Below are 19,710 nucleotides of genomic sequence, written 5' to 3'. Positions count from 1 at the left end.
TAGCGCTCCACCCCGCGCTTCGCTCCGTGGGCTGCCGCCATGGGCGGCACCGAGCGCTACAGCGCCACGCGATGCGTGCCGCTTTAGTAGCGCTCCACCCCGCGCTTCGCTCCGTGGGCTGCCGCCATGGGCGGCACCGAGCGCTACAGCGCCACGCGATGCGTGCCGCTTTAGTAGCGCTCGCCCACCCGCACGACGTAGCCGGCGTCGCGCAGGGCCTGGGCGACGATCTCGCCGTGGTCGTGGCCGCGCGTCTCGATGTGCAGCTCGAGCTCAACCTCGCTGATAGGCAGCTCGGTCGCGTGGCGTGTGTGAATCACCTCGACGACGTTCGCGTTGTGCTCCGCGACGATCGACGCCGTGCGCACCAGCTGACCCGGCACGTCGGGCAGCAAGATCCGGAGCTTCATATAGCGCGCCGAGGCGGCCAAGCCGTGACCAATGACGCGCTGCAGCAGCAGGGGGTCGATGTTGCCGCCCGAGAGGATCACCGCGGTCGGCCCGCTCACGCGAGCCTTGCCGGCGAGCATCGCTGCGACTCCGGCCGCGCCGGCGGGCTCCACGACCATCTTCGCGCGTTCCAGCAGCACGACGATGGCGCGCGCGATGTCGTCGTCGCTCACGGTGACGATCTCGTCGACGTAATCGCGCACGTATTCGAAGGTGCGGTCGCCGGGCCGCGCGACGGCGATGCCGTCGGCGATCGTCGGCCTCGTCGTGATGGTCACCGGCTCGCCCGCTTCGAGCGACGCCACGAAGGGCGACGCGTTCTCCGACTGCACCCCGATGATGCGCATGGGGGTGCCATTACGCTCTGCGCGCAGCTTCGCCGCCGCCGCGACGCCAGACACGAGCCCGCCGCCGCCGATCGGCACGACAATGGTCTCGACCTCGGGCGCGGATTCGAGGATCTCGAGCGCGACGGTGCCCTGACCGTGAATGACCGCTTCATGATCGAAGGGCGGGATGAAGACGGCGCCGGTCTCGGCCACGAACCGCTGCGCCGCCGCATTGGTCTCGTGGAATGTGGCGCCCTCGAGCACGACCTCGGCACCGTATCCGCGGGTCGCCTGCAACTTGGGCAGTGCGACGCCGAGCGGCGTGAAGATCGTCGCCTTGATCCCGAGCTCGCGGGCCGCGAAGGCGACGCCCTGGGCGTGGTTTCCCGCGGATGCGGCGACGACGCCGCGCGCGCGCTCCTCCGGGGTGAGCTGCGTGAGCCGGTAGTACGCACCGCGAAGCTTGTAGGCTCCGGTGCGCTGCAGGTTCTCGCACTTCATGTACACCTTCGGCACCTCGAGAATCTCGGCGAGATACCGCGAGCTCTCGAGCGGGGTGCGCTGCGTCACCTGATGCACGACCTCGAGTGCCCGCTCGAAATCTGCCAGCGTGGGCGCGGGAGCCTGCGCGGAAAGCACCGCTGCGGGGGTCTGCTCGGTCATGAACGTCCTTCCTTGCGCCGCATCTTGGCGACGGCGCGCGCCCGATGCCGGGCACGATGCTGCAACTGGTATCTCCGGTGATAGTCGGCGACGGGGTCGATACCCGTCTCCCACTGCCGCTTGACGAGCGTGTTGACGATGGAGTTCGCGGCCGCGGCGAGCGGAACGGCGAACAGCGCCCCGGGAATGCCCGCGAGCAGCGCACCCGTCGACACCGCGAGCACGACGCCGAGCGGGTGCACGCGCACGGCGCTTCCCATGACCAGCGGCTGCAGCACGTGCCCCTCGATCTGATTCACCAGGATCACCACACCCAGCATGAGGAGCGCGTTCACCGGCCCGTTGTAGACGAGTGCGACGAAGGCCGCGAGCACGCCGGTGCTGATAGCGCCCAGGAACGGGATGAACGACCCGAGGAAGACGAGGATCGCGATGGGGATGGCCAGGGGAACCCCGAGCACCGCTGCACCCACGCCGATGCCGACCGCGTCGACGAAGGCGACGAAGATCTGCACCCGCACGTACTGCCCCACGGAGACCCAGCCGGCGCTACCAGCGGCATCGACCGGAGCGTGCGCGCGGGCGGGAAGGAATCCCAGCACCCAGTTCCAGATGCGGCGTCCGTCGATCAGCATGAAGATCAGCGAGAAGAGGGTGAGCAGCAGGCCCGCGACGAACTGTCCGGCCGATGTCGCCACACCGAGCGCGCCGTTCCAGAGTTCGGATTGGTGTTCTTCGACGGTCTTCCAGAGCTGGTCGGTGAACGCACCGATCTCCGTCGCCGAGATGCCGAAGGTCGCCTCCGCCCAGCGGAGCATTTCCCACCACACCTCTTCGGAGCGGCTGGCCACGTCGCCGAGTCCGTCGCGCAGCTGCGTGACGATGAGGGTGACCAGCACCCAGACCATGGCCACAAACAGGGCCAGTGCGAACACGACCCCGAGCGAGCGCGGCAGCTTCTGCCGCTCGAACCAGTGCACGACGGGCGCGAGCAGGGCGGTGAGCAGGATGGCTACGAGCAGCGGAATCACGATGATCCGCACCTGCACGACGAGCCACAGGAAGCCCGCGAGGGCGACGCCGATCAGCACCAGGCGCCACGACCACGCCGCCGCGACCCTCACTCCGAGGGGCAGCTCATGTGCCGCGTCGCCTCGGGAAACGACGTCTCGGCTGTTCTGGGGGTCTTCCACAGGGCAATCCTAGCGACGGAGCGATTCGAAGCTGGTCATACGCTGCGTTCGCGCAGCTTGCCGAGCCACCGACGCACGAGCGCGTCCTTCCGGGCCGTGAACGGCGGCATGATCGTCGAGGCGAGCGTGTCGGGCGTGAGCGGCTTCGCGAGCACCGCCTTCTCATGGCTGAACGCGCGGAACGACCGTTCACCGTGATAGGCGCCCATGCCGCTCTCTCCCACGCCGCCGAAGGGCAGATCGGGAACCACGAGGTGCAGCGCCGGGGCGTCGAACCCGAGCCCGCCCGAGCTCGTCTCTTGCTCCCATCGACGACGCACGGTCGGGTTGCCGCTGAACACGTATGCGGCGAGGGGCTTCTCGCGGCCTCCGACGAACGCGAGCGCATCGTCCAAACCCGACACCTCGACGAGCGGCAGGATCGGGCCGAAGATCTCATCGCGCATCACCGGCGCGCCTCGATCCACCTTCGCCAGCAGGGTCGGTGCGATGAACCGCTGCTCGGCGTCGTGCTCGCCGCCGAAAGCGATCTCACCGTCGGCGAGGTACCCGACGAGCCGGTCGAACTGCGCGGCGTTGACGATGCGGCCGTAGTCGGGATTCTGCGCCGGTGCGCTCCCGTAGAGGTCGTGCACGGCTTCGGCGAGCAGCGGCGCCAGCTCTCGGAGTATCTCAGGCCGTCCGAGCACGTAGTCGGGTGCGACGCACGTCTGGCCGGCGTTCATGAACTTGCCCCAGGCGATGCGCTGGGCGGCGAGGTGGAGGGGCACCGTGCCGTCGATGTAGACCGGGGACTTGCCGCCGAGCTCAAGGGTAACCGGCGTGAGATGCTCGGCCGCCGCGCGCGCCACGATGCGACCCACGCGAGCGTTGCCCGTGTAGAAGATGTGATCGAAGCGCTCGGCGAGCAACGCGGTGGTCTCGAGAACTCCACCTTCGACCACGGCCACGGCTCGCCGGTCGAGCACATCGGGTACGAGGCGCGCGATCAGCGCGGACGTGGCGGGGGCGAGCTCGCTCGGCTTGATGACGACGGCGTTGCCCGCGGCGAGGGCCCCGATGACGGGGGAGAGTGCCAGCATCAGCGGGTAGTTCCAGGGAGCGATCACGAGCACCACGCCGAGCGGCTCAGGCACGATTCGGGCCGACGCGGGTTGCACCGCGAGCGGCACGCGCACGCGCCGAGGTCGCATCCAACTGGCGAGATTCGCGAGAGAGTGGTCGATCTCGGAGACGAGAAAACCGATCTCGGTCAGTTGCGCCTCGGTGCCCGATTTTCCGAGATCCTCGCGCAGCGCCGCCTCGAAGTCGGCGCCGCGATCGCGAAGCAGCCCGCGGAGGCGGGTCAGCTGCTCTCGGCGCCAGCTCTCGGGACGGGTGATGCCGCGCGACTGGCTGTAGCGCAGCCCCGCGACGAGTGCCGGAATCCGATCGAGTGCAGTCGCAGTCATGCGGTCACACTACTCTCGGCGTCTCACCAGAAGTGCAACGCAGGAATGATGAGGAAGATGCCGACCAGCACGACCAGCACCGAGAGCCCGAAACACACGTTCGCGAGCGCCGTGGCCCAGCGCGGGCGGCCGATCGCATCGACGTCGTCGTCCTCGTCGTCGCGCGAGGGGCCGTTCGGCGCAACGGAACCGTCGGAGAGTCGCGGAGCGGGTGCCGGGGTGGCGAGAAAGCGCAGGCCCAGCGAATAGAGCGAGACGACGAAGAGTGCCGAGACGAGCGCTGCCCCGAAGACGATGAGGAATGCCATCCAGTCGATCATCGGTCGCCCTCCTGCTGCTGCGCACCGCGCGTCGTCGTCGGTCCGTACCCGCCTGGCATCGCATCGCCCGCGCGCTCGGCAGCGAGGGCCGCTTCACGCGCGGCCTCGCGCGCTGCCTCCTTGGCCGCCTCGTCGTCGCGGATCGCGGTGTGCGCGACGGACGACAGTGCCGGCGCGCCGGCCTTCGACTTGGGCGCTTTGACCTTGCCCTTGCGGATGCGCACGGCGTACCCCGACTCGGCGACATCGGGCGCGGGAATCGCGTTGGAGTGGTCGACCTTGTTGCGGCTCGAGCGCCAGAAGATGAACAGGATGAAGGCCAGGCCGAGCACGGCGTCGATGATCACACCGACCATGCCCGTGTGCGCGATGGCGGCCGCGATCGCGCCGACGGCGCCGGATGCCGGAAGGGTGAAGAGCCACCCCGAGGCGATGCGTCCAACGGTGCGCCAGCGCACGCTGGAGCCGCGGCGCCCGAGGCCGGAGCCGATGACGGAACCCGAGGCGACTTGCGTCGTGGAGAGCGCGAACCCGAGATGGCTCGAGGCGAGGATCGTGGCCGCGCTGCTCGTCTCGGCGGCGAAGCCCTGAGCCGGCTTGACCTGGGTCAGGCCGGCGCCGAGCGTGCGGATGATGCGCCAGCCGCCCGAATACGTGCCGATTGCGATGGCGAGCGCACAGGCGACGACCACCCAGAGATGCGGGCCGGTGCCCGGCTCCTGCAGGTTCGCCGCGACGAGGGTGAGCGTGATGACGCCCATCGTCTTCTGCGCGTCGTTGGTGCCGTGCGCGAGCGCGATGAGCGACGACGAGGCGATCTGCGCGTACCGGAACCGCCCGCGCCCGTCCTTTCGGCCGTCGTGACGCCGCGTGATCGCGTAGGCCACCTTCGTCGCGGTGAACGCGACGATGCCGGCGGTGAGCGGGGCGGCGACCATCGGAATCAGGATCTTCGAGAGGAAGACTCCCCCGTTGATCGCCGCGGCGCCGGCGCCGACGATGGCTGCGCCGATGAGGCCGCCGAAGAGCGCGTGCGACGAACTCGAGGGGAGCCCGTAGAGCCACGTCACGAGGTTCCAGACGATCGCGCCGATCAACCCGGCGAAGATCAGCTCGGGGGTGATGAGCACACCACCGTCGCCGCCCTCGTTGATGAGTCCGCCTGAGATGGTCTTCGCCACCTCGGTGGAGAGGAACGCTCCCACGAGATTGAGGATCGCGGCGAGCAGCACCGCGGTCTTCGGTTTCAGCGCACCCGTCGCGATGGGCGTGGCCATCGCGTTCGCGGTGTCATGGAAACCGTTCGTGAAGTCGAAGAAGAGGGCCAGTACGATGACCAGCAGCACGATGATGGTGAGTTCCACCGGCGTCTTTCGGTTCGGGGTCGGGGGGTCCTATCGAACACCGGCGAAGTCACCTCGTGTTCACGTTCCCGTAAACCTCGAAGCATGCCGCGCAAGCGCCGTAATCATGGTTCCACCTCGCCCCCGGCAGGTCAAGCTGACCCAACCGCGTTCACCCTCCGTTTACCTGGACGCCAGAAAGCGATGCGCGATCACTCCAGGCATAGCAACTCAGGGATTTCAGCCGTGCAGCACCCCATCCGCTCGAGCGCTTGGGCGAGTACGCTGGAGGCATGAGTACTGCAACGCTGAGCGAGTTCACCCCGGAGTCGGGCACGGTCACGATGTTCTCGACCGTCTGGTGCGGATACTGCAAGCGCCTGAAGCTGATGCTCGACAAGACCGGCATCGGCTACACGGTGGTCGACATCGAGGAGACGCCCGGCACCGAGGAACTCGTGAAGTCGGTGAACGGCGGCAACGCGGTCGTGCCGACGCTCGTCTTCCCCGATGGATCGACGGCGACGAACCCGACGCTCAAAGACGTGCAGGAGCGCCTCTCGGCGTAGCGCTACCCGAAGTTGAGCCTGGCCTCTTCGTAGCGCGCTTCCGGCACCGTCTTCAGGTGGCCGACGGCCTCCGCGAGCGGCACCATCGCGATGCGGTCGCCGCGCAGACCCGCCATGGTGCCCCACTGCCCGGCCTGGGCGGCGTCGGCGGCGGCGATTCCGGTGCGGGTGGCGAGCACCCGGTCGAACGCAGTGGGCGATCCGCCCCGCTGCACGTGCCCGAGCACGGTCGCGCGAGTCTCGATGCCGGTGTGCTGCTCGATCAGCGGAGCGAGCACCTCGGCGATGCCACCGAGGCGCTTGCGCCCGAAGCCGTCAAGACCGTCGCGAGTCGTCTGCGCGTCGTTGCCGGCGAGCCGGAAGCCCTCGGCGACCACCACCAGCGACGAGCGGCCGCGATCGCGCACGCTCAGCACCCACTCGCTGATCTGCTCGATGGACTCGGGAAACTCTGGAACGAGGGTGACCTGCGCGCCGCCGGCCATGCCCGCGTGCAGCGCGATCCACCCGACGTCGCGGCCCATGACCTCGAGCACCATGCAGCGGCGGTGGGAGTCTCCCGTGGTGCGCAAGCGGTCGATCGCCTCGGAGGCGATGGAGACAGCGGTGTCGAAGCCGAACGTGAAGTCGGTGCCGCCGAGGTCGTTGTCGATGGTCTTCGGGAGGCCGATGGCCGGAATGCCGTGGTCGGTGAGCAGCTGCGCTACGGTCTGCGTGCCGTTTCCGCCGATCAGCAGAAAGGCGTCGACGCCGTACTGCTCGACGCGATCCCGAATCGCCTGAATGTCGGCCTCATCACCGCGCCCTGAGAGAAACGGCTGGACACGACTCGTGCCGAGAATCACGCCGCCCAGCGGTGAGATGCCCCGCACGGCTGCGCGATCGAGGGGAACCCGGTCGTCTTCGTGGAAGCCGCGCCAGCCGTCCATGAAGCCGACCATTTCGAAGCCGTGCACCTCGACGCCGCGGAGCACGGCTCCACGGATCGCAGCGTTCATTCCGGGGCTGTCGCCCCCTGAGCACAGGACTCCAATGCGCATGCGGCTCCTCAGTCTCGGCGCGCGGATTACGGGACGAATTGCCCGGTTCCACCATAGCTTTGGCAGGATCCCTTCGGACACCACCGATCTCGCCAAAATTCGGCACGGAACCGGCCAGGCCGGGCGGGCGAGATCTCGCCCAGCCGCCCGTGCCGCGAGTACCGCTACGCGCTCGCCCGCTCGACCGCCTGCGTGAGCACGCTGATGAGCGCCAGCAGCTGCACCGAGTCGGCGTCTTCCGCCGGAGCGGACGCGCCGTCGAGCGCTCGAGCCGCGAGGCCCGCCTTGCCGTCGATGAGCTCGGCGATCTTGGCGTCGATGGTCTGCGCGGCGACGATGCGCCACGCGGTGACGGGCTCGTCCTGACCGATGCGGTGCACGCGGTCGATCGCCTGGGTCTGCTCGGCATCCGTCCAGCTGAGCTCTGCGAGCACCACGTTCGACGAGGCCTGCAGGTTCACGCCCACACCGGCTGCGGTCAGCGAGCACACGGCCACAGCGACGTCGGGATCCTGGTTGAACGCGTCGATCTGCTCCTGGCGGAACGAGGCGGTCTGATCACCGCGGATGGAAACCGTCTTCAGCCCGGCCTCGGCGAGCTGGCGCTCGACGCGGTCCATGACGTCGATGTGCTTCGCGAAGAAGACGACCTTGCCGACCGAGCGCGCAAGCTGCACGGCGTAATCGGCGGCGAGCGACGCCTTCGCCTGGCCGATCTGGCGCACCATCGTGAACACGTTGAGTCCGTCGGCCGAGGCGTGCGATTCCTCGAGCTCCTGCGACGCGACCATGCGGATGATGGCGGCATCGTCGAGCTTCTCGCCCAGCTTGCCCCGCTTCACGATGCGGAAGCGATCGAGCAGCTTCTTCGCGAGCTGCGCTTCGGCGTCGCGAATGCCGCGGCCGAATTCATCGTCGAGCTCGACGGGCAGGTCGACGACGCGCTTCGCGGGCAGATCGGCGGCGACGTCCATCTTGCGGCGGCGCACGATGCCCATGTCGATGACGCTCTGGCGCGCCTCGGGGTAGAACGACGAATCGGCCGGGGTCCAGCCGTTGTTCTCGAGCTGCGCCATGAGCTCGGGGCCGGGCTTGTCGCTCTCGGTCCAGCCGAGGAAGCGCCAGATCGCGCGGAAATCGTCGATGTCGTTGATGAGCGGCGTACCGGTCAGTGCGATGAGCAGCGGGGATACCCCGGGCGTGCGCTCGCGGATGCGCTCTGAGATCGCGAGCACGTTTCGGGAGCGCTGCGACTGCACATTCTTGATCATGTGCGCCTCGTCGACGACCATGCCCGCGAAGCCGAAATCGGAGATCCAGCTCAGGTGGCGGTCGAGGATGTCGTAGTTCACGATGAAGACATCGGCGAAGGCGTCGACGTCTTGGCCGTCGCCGTGGATCACGGTGACACGGCGCTGCGGCGTCCACCGCTCGACTTCGCGGGCCCAGTTCATCTTCACGACGTTGGGCACGACGACCAGCAGCGGGTAGGCATCGGCGACCGAAGCGGCGAGCACCGACTGGGCGGTCTTGCCGAGGCCCGGCTCATCGGCGAGCAGGAAGCTGCGGTGACCATCGCGCACGCTCGCGAGGAAGCGCGCCTGATGCGGCATGAGTTCGCGGCCGGCCGGGGCGAGGCGATCCGGCACCGGAGGCTCGGGCAGATCCATGCACGCGGATCCGCCGCCGCCCTGTTCGAACGATTTGAGCAGGGGGCCGAGCAGCTCCCAGTTCGCGAGGCGCACGACCGGGGTGGGCTGCTTCGGCGGGGCGAGGTCGGGCTTCAAGAACGGATTCGCGAGCATGCGCGATTCGATGCCGGCCGGTTCGACCTGGCGCTCGGCGAGCTCGGGGGGCACGATGGCGCGGGCGGGTTCGGGCGCCGCCTTCTCCTCCTCTGGCAGCTCGATGCCGGCCTGCGAGAGCATCTTGCGCTTCAGCAGGCGCGTGCCCTCGGTGATCGGGGCGGTCGGCTCGAGCAGCGTGATGAGGCTCGTGTCGCGGGCCGCGGTCTTCGCGAGGATCGAGGCGACGCCATCGAGGCGCTTCAGCGTCTCGGCGCGCTCCGAATCGCTCACCTGCTCGTCGGTTTTGACGCGAGCGCGCTCCTCGCGCATGAGCAGCGCGATGACGTGGAACTTGGTGCGGTTCGCGGGAGTCGCCTTGCCGCGCTGAGCGGAGGCCTCGACCTCGCGCACGGCGCGAGCGAGCAGCGGAATGATGCCCTCGTTGTGCGTGTGCTTGCGGCGACCGTTCGAGCGCGACTGACCGCGCTGCGCGCCGCTCTTCGTCTGGGGCTGACGCGTGGCAGTGGTGGATGCCAATGGATCTCCTGATCGGCGAGTTGCAGTCTCGGAACGCGTACCGAGTCGCGGGCCGCTCGCGGGTTCGGAGCCTGACCTCATGCGCGGCATGGGACTCGCGAACCGCAGAAAGCGCGACCGTGCTTACGATTCTAGCATCCGGCGCGGGGCGGATCGCGAGAGCGTTCTCAAGATGACCGGGGCGCGCAGCTGAATGAGCGCGGTGTCGGGCGCCGATCAGCGCAGTGTCAGGCGCCGAGCAGCGTTCTGGCTTCGGCCACGTCGGCGTTCATCTGCACGACGAGCGCCTCGAGGCCGTCGAACCGTTCGGTGCCGCGCAGGTGGTGCGCGAAGCGGACTTCGAGGGTGCGACCGTAGATGTCATCTGAAAAATCGAGGATGTAGGCCTCGACGCGCGAAACCTCGTCGGGCGTAAAGGTCGGGTTGTTCCCCACGGAGATCGCCGCCGGGTGGGCGATCCCGTCGAGCACGGCCCAGCCGGCGTAGACGCCGTCGGCCGGCACGAGGCCCTCGACGCGGCCCCCGAGGTTCGCCGTGGGAAACCCGAGCTCGCGCCCGCGCGCGTCGCCGTGCACGACCTGGCCGCGCACCGCGACGGGGCGGCCCGTCATGCGGCCGGCGCCCTCGACGTCGCCCGCGAGCAGGGCTTCGCGGATCCGGGAGGACGACACCTGGCCTTCCTCATCGTCTTCGACCCAGTCGAGCACCTCGGCCACGAAGCCGTGCTGCTCGCCGAGCGCGCGCAGCAAGTCGCCGTCACCCGAGCCGTGGTGCCCGAATCGGAAATCGGCGCCCATGAGGATGTGCTTCGCGTTGAGCTTGCCGACCAGCACGTCCACGACGAACTCCTCGGCGGGAATCGAAGCGAAGCTCGCGTCGAAGTCGACCATCACGCAGGCGTCCAACCCCAGGGCCGCGATCGCCTCGAGCCGCTGCTCACGGCTCATGAGCGGCCGGGGGCAGGCGTCGGGTCGCAGGTAGCTCAGTGGATGGTTCGCGAATGTGAAGGCGACGCTGCGCGCGCCGATATCACCCGCGGTCGCGCGCATCCGCTCGAGAATCGCCTGATGCCCCAGATGGAGCCCGTCGAACTTGCCGATGGCGACGCAGCTGCCCGCAGCAAAATCGGAGCGTTGGATCGCCTCGAGCGATTCGATGATCTGCATCAGGCGGATCCTCCGGGATTCGCCGAGGTCTGCGCCGAGGTCTGCGCCGACGTCTGCGCCGAGGTCCCTGCCCAGCTCCGCTCGGCGGCCTGTGCCGCGGCGGCCCGCCCGGTGCTGCGCAGCCAGATGAGGCCGAGGATCGGCAGCACCAGCGGAATGAAGAGGTAGCCGCTGCCGAAGAACGACCAGACCGAGGGGTGGCCGAAGAGCTGCGGCTCGATGATGCTGAGCAGACCCACGACCAGCACGCCGCAGAGCTCGAAGATCAGGGCGCCCCAGGCGATCGCGCGCCAGGCTCCCCGGCGCTTGATGAGAGCGATCGTCGCCACGATGTACACGACGCCCGACAGCGCCGAGAGCGCGTAGGCGAGCGGGGCTTCGTCGAACTTCGCGATGATCTGGTAGACCGAGCGGAAGGTCGCCGCGAGCGCGAGCACGATGTACACCGCGATGAGCACGCGCCCCAGGCCGCCGAGTCGGTCGGAGCCGAGCCGGTCAGCACCGGGCTGGCCGGCACCGCGTTCAATCTGACCGCGTGCAGGCTGACCGGAAAACGCGGAGTGCGCGGAGTCTGCGGCAGGCAGTGCAGTGGCTTCGGATTCGGCGTTCGACACGCGGATCAGTGTACTCGCCTTCGCCGGACCTCCCGACGAGCGGCGGTGCCCCGAGCGGCCAGCGCGGTACGGCCAGCGGGATGCAGTCAGCGGGTAGCAGTCAGCGCGTTCCAGTCAGCGGGATGCAGTCAACGGGTTGCAGTCAGCGCAGTGCCGTTCCGTCGGACTCCGCGCCGACGCTCGCGAGAAAGACCTCTCCGTGGCCGGTGATGCAGATCGGTTCTCCCGCAGACACGTACACCGACTGCCCGCGGCGTACGCTCGCGACTTCGGCGGGATGCGCCTCGGGGCGTTCGATGCGCACCTTGCCCGCGGTGACCACGAGCACGACGGGGCCGCGCGCCGGCAGGTCGATGCGAACGGCCGCCTCGGCATCGGAATAGCCGGTGCCGGCCTCGGCGTCGGCTTCGCGCAGGCGCGCCCGCATGAGCTGGAACTCGGGCACGTCGGGGCGCCACGCGAGAAGCCCGTGATCGAGACGCTCGGCGGGAAAGCGCGGGTCGGCGAGTTCTCCGGTGTCGACGATGCGGCACAGCTCGTCGATGTCCACGTGCTTCTGGGTCAGGCCCGCTCGCAGCACATTGTCGGAGGACGCCATCACTTCAACGGCGACACCGCCGAGATAGGCGTGAATCTGGCCGGCGCCCAAGAAGATCGCCTCGCCGGGCGCGAGTCGCACCAGATGCAGCAGCAGCGAGACGAGCACCCCGGGATCGCTCGGGTGCGCTGCGGCGAGCGCCCGGAGCGAGGCGAGGCGATCCGGATCGATCGTGCCCTCCTCGAGGGCACGCTCCCAGAACCCGATCGCGCCGGCCTCCGCAGCGCGCAGCACGTCGAACAGGCAGGAGAGCGCGTCGACGATGCGGGGATCGCGGCTGAACGCCCAGGTCAAGAAGGCGCGTCGCAGTTCGCCCGCGTCGCGACCCACGAGGCGGCAGCCGGCGCGCTCGAACCCCTCGGCGCCTTCGGGGTGGCCCAGCTCGCGGGCCGCTGCAGCCAAGAGCAGCAGATCCTCGCGCGCGGCCGCGAGATCGCGGAATCCGCTGAGCGCGGTCACCTCGCTGAGCGCAACCAGGAGCTCCGGCTTGTGGGTCGGGTCGCAATAGTTGCGTTCGCGGGCGTCGCGCGGCACGCCCGCGGCTTCCTCGGCGGCGAACCCGGCCGCGGCCTGTTCGCGATCGGGATGCACCTGCAGCGAGAGCGGCGCGCCGATCGCGAGCACCTTGAGCAGAAATGGGAGCGGTCCGCCGTCGACCCCGTAACGCTCGGGGTCGCTCTCGACCAGATCGATGAGCGTGCGCTGCACGGGGGTTGCCTTGGCGACGTGCGCGGGGCTTCCCGGATGAGTGCCGAGCCAGAGTTCGGCCTGCGGCTCGCCGGTCGGCGTGGTTCCGAGCATGTCGGGGAGGGCGTCGGTCGAGCCCCAAGCATAGGCGCGCGGGGTGTTCTCGATGAAGATCAGCACATCACTCCTCCGCCTCCGCGACCGGCCGTCGCACACCGTCCGCCACGAGGCATGAACTACCATACCGACTATGTCGGAGAGCAAGACCAGACTCGGTGTGAGCGCGTACGCGATCTGCGTCTTCATTCTGTCGTTGGGCAGCAACGGGATCCGCAATCTCGTCGGTTGGCCCGGATTTCTGGGGCTCGCGGCGGCGCTCGTCGTGTGGGGCGTCGTGATCTTCGTGCGGGAGCGGCCCGAGCGCTTCCGGTGGTATCGCCTGCCCGCGCCGTTGTACTGGTTCCTCGGGGTGGCGATCCTCTCGATCATCTGGTCTCAGTACCGTGCCGAGAGCGTGCTCGGCGTGCTCGGGCAGCTCGCGACCACGCTGCTCGCGGTCGTCATCGCGTTCGTGCTCTCGTGGCACGAGGTGCTGCGCACGCTCGGCACGGCGCTGCGGTACCTCATCGGGCTCTCCCTCGTCTTCGAGCTGTTCGTGGCGGTGTTCGTGCAGCGCCCGGTCTTCCAGAACTTCATCGAGGTGCCCGAGTCGGGCAAGGTTTCGAAGCTGCTCTACTGGAGCCGCGATCTCCTGTTCGCCGGCGGACCGATTCAGGGTCTCGTCGCGAGCTCGGTGCTGCTCGGCTTCATCGCGCTGCTCGGGGTCATCATCTTCGGCATCCAGCTGCGCGCCGGCCTGGTGCGCCCCGTGCGGGGCTGGTTCTGGCTCGTGCTCTCGTTCGGCACCATCCTGCTGACGCGCGGGGCGACCGTGTGGGTGGCGCTCGCCGCCGTGGGCGTCGGGCTGGCGCTCGCGCTCTGGGCGCGACGGCTCGGGCCCGAGCGGCGGGTGCCGCTGTACATCACCGGCGGGGCCGTGCTGGCAGTCGCCATCGGTCTCGTGCTGTTCGCGCGCGACTTCGTGTTCGGGTTGCTCGGCAAGAGCGGCGACCTCACGGGGCGCGTCGAGACCTGGCAGAAGGTGATCGATCTCGCCGAGCAGCGACCCTGGTTCGGTTGGGGGTGGATCAGCTACTGGGCGCCGTGGGCCGAGCCGTTTGCCTCGCTCGACGAGAAGGCCGGCATTCAGGTGATGAGCGCCCACAACGCCTGGCTCGACGTGTGGTTGCAGCTCGGTATCGTCGGGCTGCTCGCGTTCGCCCCGCTGATCGTGCTGACCACGTGGCGGGTCTGGTTCCGCGCCGTCGATCAGCCGCGCCGCGGCTACGGGCCGCCGCTGACCTACGCGACGAGCGCGCTCTGGCCGTTCCTCGTGATCATCGCGCTGCTCGTACAGTCGTTGACCGAGAGCCGACTCATCATCGAGGGCAACTGGCTGCTGCTGGTGCTGCTCGCCGTGAAATCGAGATTCGACTTCCAGTTGCCGTCCCTCGAGGCCGAACCGACGCAGTTGCCCTGGCGCCGCGTACCCATCACCCACGACACCGGCGCGATCGGGGTGCAGCGATGAGCGCCCTGCATCTCACGACCGAGCGACTCGTGCAGTTGCGCTCCGATGCTCGCCTCGAACGCGAAACCATCATGGAGCACCTCGTGCGCGATGGCGAAGACCCCGCCGCCGCCTACGCCGAGACGCCGGAGGTCGACGACTTCGTGGTGCGCGCGCTCCGCGATGAGATGCTGGAGGATCGCGGCCTCCTCGCCGAGTTCGGCCTGGCCCGGCTCGCCGCTCGCGCCGGTGGCTCCGATGCCGAGATTCATCAGCGCAACGCGGATCGCGTGGAGTTCGAACTGCTGCGCGAGATCGCCGCCAGTGCTCCCCCGCTCACCGTCGCGGTGTGGCGGGCGGGCCAGGAACTGCAGGTGCACTAGGGCGCGATTGCGTACAAGCGCACTGGCACACGAGCACGCGAGCGCCGGCGCACGAGCACCGGCACACGAGCACACACCGCGCGTGTTCACGCCGCAGCAGCCCTCGCTTCAGACTCGTGCTCCTGAGAACCGCTGCTGGCGAGATTCCCGCGTTGTACCGAACCGGCTGAGTCTGAGTACCCCCGTGCGCCCTCGCTTTCCATCGGCGCGAACATCACTCGCGATGGTGGGCGCTCTCGTTTTCGTCGCCCGAGCGCGGTCACCCATTCCACCTCACCGTCGGAATGCTGCGTCATCCGCATGCCCGCGTGATGTTTCATCGTGTGATGGCGTCGGCACAGAACCGCAAGGTTGGCGATCGAGGTCGCTCCACCTCTGGCAGCGTCATGCGTGTGATCGACATCGGCCCGGAACGGCACGACTTGACAGCCCGGGAACCGGCAATGCTGATCCCGCGCCCGGAGATATCGAAGGAGTTCTTCCGAAGGCCGGTATCGGTCGACAGCGAGTACCACGCCTGTGGCATCGTCCACGGCAACCCGGTCCCACCCGCGGGCGAGACCGGCGAGCAGCCGAGCCCGATCGGGTCCGATCACGCCGTACCCTGCGAGCATCGCCGGCCCGGGGTACCCGGCGCCTACGGCATCGCTCGTCGGGGATTCGATCAAACTGACCGCCTGCGCCTGGCCGTGGCCCTGATCCTGGTCCTGCCCCCGGCCCTGGCTCTGGCCCGAACCCTGGTCCTGGCCCTGGCCGGGAGCACTCTCTCGAGAGCGACCGCCGGCGAGCGCGCTCACGGGGACGATCACCTGCACCCGTGCATCGATCCGCTCGCCGCTCACCCCGCCCCGCGAACGCCACAGGTCCGATGGGTCACCGTTGAGCAGAAGATCTCCGAGCAGGTCGGCACGCGCCTGATCGAGCGTTCGCGGCACGATCTCGCCGCCCTCAGCACCACCCTCAGCAGCACCAGCAACACTCTCATCGACACCCCCACGAGCATCCTCGCGAGCACCCTTACGAGCACCCTTACGAGCATCAGCACGAGCATCCTCGCCACGATCGGCACCCTCACCAGCACTCCCGCCGCGCCCTCGACCCTCGGCCCGTTCGCGGTCGGCGTTCACCTGCGCCTGCCCGACGCGCGTCAGCCGATCGTGCAATGCCGAAGCGAGCACCGCGTCGACCACGGCGTGCAACTCTGCCATGCCGTCGTCGAGCGGTGTCACCCAGACCCGACGCGCGTCCGCGGCCCGCGCGCACCGCTCCGTGAGCGTTCGGCCCGCGAACCGCTCTGCCACCACCTTCGCAGCTCGCCGGGCTCGGTTCGGCGTCTCGACCTCCGCGATCTCCACCGCGGCCCGCGTATACGCCTCACGAGCCGCGCCGTCGGCGATGACCAGCCCGGCATCAGTCACTGCAGATGCGTGCGCCACCGAGATGCGACCCGCCGCGAGCGAGGCATGGGCCGCGGGAAACGTTGCGCACAGGTCATGAGAACGTTCGATCAACGCCTCGGCGCTCCGATCCGCGATTCCGAGCGCAAAGCCGACCTCTGCCGCGGCAGCCCGATACACCAGCTCGGCCGGGCGACCCGTGCGACGCTCGGCCGCGCACACCTCATCCGCTACATCGCGGACACGCGATAGCAGCGCCCGCTTGCGCGCTTCGAGCCCTCTGAGTTCCATTTCAACCTCAGAGAGCTCACGCACGACCGCATCGAGCTCTCCGCCCTGCGGGTCGGGAAAGTACGGTGAGGCCTCCATGCATCAACTCTGCCGGCACCCATCGACATTCATGGCGGTTCAGAGACCGGGCCCGGTCCAAAGATTCCCAGCGGTTGTTGTTGAGGACCCTACAAAGGCACCCCGGCTCAGCCCGGCCCAGAACCCCAACCCTCGGCCCCAAACCCCGGCTCAGTACCCCGCCGCGCCCGTTCCGCCCTCGAGCACCACGCGGCTCGACGAGAGCCCCAGCCGGCTCGCACCGGCGCGCAGCATCGCCTCGGCATCTTCCCGACTGCGGATGCCGCCCGACGCCTTGATCGCCACGCGATCCCCCACCGCTCGTCTCATGACCTCGACGGCGTGCACCGTCGCTCCCCCCGACGGATGAAACCCCGTCGACGTCTTCACGAAGTCCGCACCCCCAGCTTCAGCGGCTCCGCACACCGCGGTGATGGTCTCGTCATCGAGCGCCGCCGATTCGATGATCACCTTCAGCACGGTCGGCGCCGGCACTGCGGCCCGCACGGCACGAATATCGGCCTCGACCTCGGCGATACGGCCATCGATCGCCGCACCGACATCGATCACCATGTCGATCTCGTCAGCCCCGTGGTTCACCGCAAGCGCCGCCTCCGCGGCCTTCACCGACGACTGATGCTTGCCGCTCGGAAACCCGCACACCGCCGTCACCTTCAGTTCGCTTCGCGCGGGCAGCGTCAGCGGAAGCTCACTCGGCGACACGCACACGCTGTAGACACCCAACGCGGCGGCCTCGGCGACTACCCGCTCCACATCGGAGCGCCGCCCCTCGGGCTTCAAGAACGTGTGATCGATCGTGCGGGCGAGCGCGACGACTGAAGCTGAGTTGGGTGCGGGCACTGGGGCTCCTGTTCAGAACGAAGGATCAGCAGCCCGGGATCGGGCCTCTCCGTTCAACTCTATGACGCGTCGAATCCACTCACCCGCACTCGTTCCCCTCCAGCCAACCTCCCACCCCTCGCCGCTAGACTGTTGCGGTATTCTGCCCGCCGCACGCTCAGAGAGGCTCGCTCCCGATGCCGACCATCCTGCAGAACGTCGTGTTCCCCGTTGCTAAAGACCCCGACGTGCTGCCGCTCTACGCGGACGCCGAGACCTGGACCACGGTGCGCAACCGGCCCGTGCGGCTCAGCGAGAACGCGCACATCGACAACGTGCTCTCGCGCGACAGCATGCGCGTGCGCTCGGGCAATCGCATCTCGTTCGCGAGCTACTTCAACGCGTTCCCGGCCTCGTACTGGCAGCGATGGACGGTCGTCGATCAGGTGCAGCTCGAGCTGCGCACGCAGGGTCCCGGAACCATCATCGTCTACCGGTCGAACGCCTCGGGCGTGCAGCAGCGCGTCGACTCGCACGCCGTGACGGGCGACGCCACCACGACCTTCGACCTCCCCCTCCGCTCCTTCAGCGACGGCGGCTGGTACTGGTTCGATCTCATCGCCAGCACGGAGGATCTCCAACTGCAGGGCGGCCGCTGGTCGACCGAAGCGCAGCCGGTCGAGACCGGCAAGCTCAGCCTCGGCATGACCACGTACAACAAGCCCGACTACTGCGTCGGCACGCTTCGCAACGTTGCCGACAACCCGGATCTGCTCGAGGGCATCGACCGCATCTTCCTCGTCGATCAGGGCACGCAAAAGGTGCGCGACGAAACAGGCTTCGACGAGGTGGCTGCGGCGCTCGGCGAGAAACTGCGGGTCATCGAGCAGGGCAACATCGGCGGGTCGGGCGGATTCGCGCGCTCCATGTCGGAGACGCTCGAGCGCGAAGACACCGACTTCCTCCTCCTGCTCGACGACGACGTGGAGTTCGAGGCCGAGAGCGCCCTCCGTGCGCTGCAGTTCGGCCGCTTCAGCCGCACCCCGGTGATCGTCGGCGGGCACATGTTCGACCTGCTCGACAAGCCGGTACTGCACGCCTGGGCCGAGGTCGTGCGGCCGGGCCCATTCATGTGGGGCCCATCGTTCGAGCAGCAGCATCGCCACGACTTCCGCAAGCGCAATCTGCGCCAGACGCCGTGGATGCACGCGCGCCTCGACGCCGATTACAACGGCTGGTGGATGTGCATGATCCCGAAGAAGATCATTGCCGATATCGGCCTGTCGCTCCCCGTCTTCATCAAGTGGGACGACGCCGAGTACGGGTTGCGCGCGCGCGATGCCGGCTACCGCACCGTCTCATTGCCGGGCGTCGCTCTCTGGCACGTCTCCTGGATCGACAAGGACGACTCCCAGGACTGGCAGGCGTTCTTCCACACCCGCAACCGCATCATCGCGGGCCTGCTCCACTCCGACCAGCCGAGAGGCGGCAAGCTGCTGCAGAACAGCGGTCGGCAAGACATCAAGAAACTGCTCAACATGCAGTACTACGCGACGCAGCTCGCCGTTGACGGCATGCGCGCCGTGCTGCGCGGCCCTGAGAGTCTCCATGAGGATCTCGCGCGCGTCATGCCCGCGGCTCGCGCTCGAGCCGCCGACTACCCCGAGACGCACGTCTACCGGCCGGGCGATCCCGACACCCCGTATGCGCGCGGGGGCCGGGCCCTGCCGATGCTCGAGAAACCCACCGACTACCCGACAGGCCTGCGGCTCGCCGCATTCACCGCGCGCATGCTGCCGCAGCACTGGCGCCGCACGGTGAGCGAAGCCGACGCACGCACCCCTGAGCTCGAGTACGCGAAGAGCGATGCGTTCTGGTGGCGCATCCCGCACCACTCGAGCGTCATCATCGGCTCAGCCGACGGCAGCGGCAAGATGTGGCACCGCCACGATCGCGAGAAGTTCCGTCGTTTGCTGAAAGAGTCACGGGCGCTGGCTCGGGAGATCGAGCAGAACTGGGATCGGCTGTCGGCCGAGTACCGGGCCGCCCTGCCCGAGATCACCTCTCCTGAAACGTGGAAGCGCACCTTCGAGGGGTGATGGCGAGCGCGCAGTGATCGCGCAGTGAGTGCGCCCTGCGGTTTGGTATCCTGGAAAGGATGACTTCCCACGGGCTTCCCCAGACCTTCACTCCCATGGAGTGGATGCTGTCGCACCCCGGCACCAACGGATACGTCTCCTCCTGGGGGGCGATGCTCTCGGGCACCGCTCCCACACTCGTCGCCGCCTAGAACGGCGCGATCGCCGTGGCTCGCAGCGCAGCCACGCAGCCACGCAGCATCGTTCTGCCGTTCTCACACTGTTCAGACCGCGAACGAATCATGGAG

17 protein-coding genes are annotated in these 19,710 nt (G+C 68.5%); 5 read left to right on the top strand and 12 right to left on the bottom strand.

Annotated features, from left to right (window positions below; translation table 11 throughout):
- Positions 1 to 170: 170 nt before the first annotated feature.
- From ilvA to AB0O71_RS04870, 5 genes are read right to left on the bottom strand one after another with little or no spacing between them, the layout of a single operon-like run.
- Positions 171 to 1,442 (bottom strand): threonine ammonia-lyase, encoded by a 1,272-nt coding sequence (gene ilvA / locus AB0O71_RS04890; protein ID WP_363742709.1) that lies wholly within the window; start codon positions 1,440 to 1,442, stop codon positions 171 to 173.
- On the bottom strand, positions 1,439 to 2,635 hold the full coding sequence (locus AB0O71_RS04885) for an AI-2E family transporter (protein WP_363742707.1): 1,197 nt from the start codon (positions 2,633 to 2,635) through the stop codon (positions 1,439 to 1,441). The genes ilvA and AB0O71_RS04885 overlap by 4 nt, the downstream gene beginning before the upstream one ends.
- A gap of 35 nt (positions 2,636 to 2,670) precedes the next feature.
- Positions 2,671 to 4,086 carry an aldehyde dehydrogenase family protein gene (locus AB0O71_RS04880; protein ID WP_363742705.1) on the bottom strand — a complete coding sequence of 472 codons (1,416 nt, stop codon included), beginning with the start codon at positions 4,084 to 4,086 and terminating at the stop codon, positions 2,671 to 2,673.
- A 23-nt stretch (positions 4,087 to 4,109) separates the two neighbouring features.
- Positions 4,110 to 4,406, bottom strand: coding sequence for a hypothetical protein (locus AB0O71_RS04875; RefSeq protein ID WP_363742703.1), 297 nt, complete (start codon positions 4,404 to 4,406; stop codon positions 4,110 to 4,112).
- Positions 4,403 to 5,770, bottom strand: coding sequence for an inorganic phosphate transporter (locus AB0O71_RS04870; RefSeq protein ID WP_363742701.1), 1,368 nt, complete (start codon positions 5,768 to 5,770; stop codon positions 4,403 to 4,405). The genes AB0O71_RS04875 and AB0O71_RS04870 overlap by 4 nt, the downstream gene beginning before the upstream one ends.
- Positions 5,771 to 6,042: 272 nt before the next feature.
- Here AB0O71_RS04870 and AB0O71_RS04865 point away from each other — a divergent pair, with 272 nt between their 5' ends.
- Positions 6,043 to 6,318 (top strand): mycoredoxin, encoded by a 276-nt coding sequence (locus AB0O71_RS04865; protein WP_363742698.1) that lies wholly within the window; start codon positions 6,043 to 6,045, stop codon positions 6,316 to 6,318.
- 2 nt (positions 6,319 to 6,320) lie between these two features.
- Here AB0O71_RS04865 and AB0O71_RS04860 read toward each other — a convergent pair whose 3' ends face one another.
- The 5 genes from AB0O71_RS04860 to manA form a co-directional block, all read right to left on the bottom strand.
- The gene (locus AB0O71_RS04860) at positions 6,321 to 7,358 is read right to left on the bottom strand and encodes an ATP-dependent 6-phosphofructokinase (protein ID WP_363742695.1); all 1,038 of its coding nucleotides are present in this window, start codon (positions 7,356 to 7,358) and stop codon (positions 6,321 to 6,323) included.
- A 164-nt stretch (positions 7,359 to 7,522) separates the two neighbouring features.
- A complete protein-coding gene (locus AB0O71_RS04855) occupies positions 7,523 to 9,682 on the bottom strand; it encodes a DEAD/DEAH box helicase (protein WP_363742693.1) in 2,160 nt (719 codons plus the stop codon).
- A gap of 227 nt (positions 9,683 to 9,909) precedes the next feature.
- On the bottom strand, positions 9,910 to 10,848 hold the full coding sequence (locus AB0O71_RS04850; protein WP_363742691.1) for a bifunctional riboflavin kinase/FAD synthetase: 939 nt from the start codon (positions 10,846 to 10,848) through the stop codon (positions 9,910 to 9,912).
- Positions 10,848 to 11,306, bottom strand: a complete 459-nt coding sequence (locus tag AB0O71_RS04845; RefSeq protein WP_363742723.1) for a hypothetical protein — start codon at positions 11,304 to 11,306, stop codon at positions 10,848 to 10,850. Before AB0O71_RS04845 ends, AB0O71_RS04850 begins: the two co-directional genes overlap by 1 nt.
- Positions 11,307 to 11,604: 298 nt before the next feature.
- On the bottom strand, positions 11,605 to 12,927 hold the full coding sequence (manA, locus tag AB0O71_RS04840) for a mannose-6-phosphate isomerase, class I (protein WP_363742689.1): 1,323 nt from the start codon (positions 12,925 to 12,927) through the stop codon (positions 11,605 to 11,607).
- Positions 12,928 to 12,997: 70 nt separating this feature from the next.
- Here manA and AB0O71_RS04835 point away from each other — a divergent pair, with 70 nt between their 5' ends.
- Together AB0O71_RS04835 and AB0O71_RS04830 are read left to right on the top strand one after the other, a co-directional pair.
- A complete protein-coding gene (locus AB0O71_RS04835) occupies positions 12,998 to 14,377 on the top strand; it encodes an O-antigen ligase family protein (RefSeq protein WP_363742687.1) in 1,380 nt (459 codons plus the stop codon).
- A complete protein-coding gene (locus AB0O71_RS04830) occupies positions 14,374 to 14,739 on the top strand; it encodes a hypothetical protein (protein ID WP_363742685.1) in 366 nt (121 codons plus the stop codon). The genes AB0O71_RS04835 and AB0O71_RS04830 overlap by 4 nt, the downstream gene beginning before the upstream one ends.
- A gap of 86 nt (positions 14,740 to 14,825) precedes the next feature.
- On the opposite strand, the gene AB0O71_RS04825 is transcribed toward AB0O71_RS04830, so the two are convergent.
- Together AB0O71_RS04825 and deoC are read right to left on the bottom strand one after the other, a co-directional pair.
- Positions 14,826 to 16,505 carry a DUF222 domain-containing protein gene (locus AB0O71_RS04825; protein WP_363742683.1) on the bottom strand — a complete coding sequence of 560 codons (1,680 nt, stop codon included), beginning with the start codon at positions 16,503 to 16,505 and terminating at the stop codon, positions 14,826 to 14,828.
- A 150-nt stretch (positions 16,506 to 16,655) separates the two neighbouring features.
- A complete protein-coding gene (deoC, locus tag AB0O71_RS04820; RefSeq protein ID WP_363742681.1) occupies positions 16,656 to 17,345 on the bottom strand; it encodes a deoxyribose-phosphate aldolase in 690 nt (229 codons plus the stop codon).
- A 176-nt stretch (positions 17,346 to 17,521) separates the two neighbouring features.
- Between deoC and AB0O71_RS04815 the strand changes: the two genes are divergently transcribed.
- Both AB0O71_RS04815 and AB0O71_RS04810 read left to right on the top strand, forming a co-directional pair.
- Positions 17,522 to 19,423: a glycosyltransferase gene (locus AB0O71_RS04815; RefSeq protein WP_363742678.1), complete on the top strand. Its 1,902-nt coding sequence runs from the start codon at positions 17,522 to 17,524 to the stop codon at positions 19,421 to 19,423.
- Between the two features lie 59 nt (positions 19,424 to 19,482).
- Positions 19,483 to 19,614, top strand: a complete 132-nt coding sequence (locus tag AB0O71_RS04810; protein WP_363742676.1) for a hypothetical protein — start codon at positions 19,483 to 19,485, stop codon at positions 19,612 to 19,614.
- Positions 19,615 to 19,710 lie beyond the last annotated feature (96 nt).

This window comes from Leucobacter sp. NPDC077196 (assembly GCF_040687075.1).
Classification (GTDB): domain Bacteria; phylum Actinomycetota; class Actinomycetes; order Actinomycetales; family Microbacteriaceae; genus Leucobacter.
The sequence above is the reverse complement of the archived record's forward strand: the minus strand, read 5'-3'. Positions and strand labels throughout refer to the sequence as shown.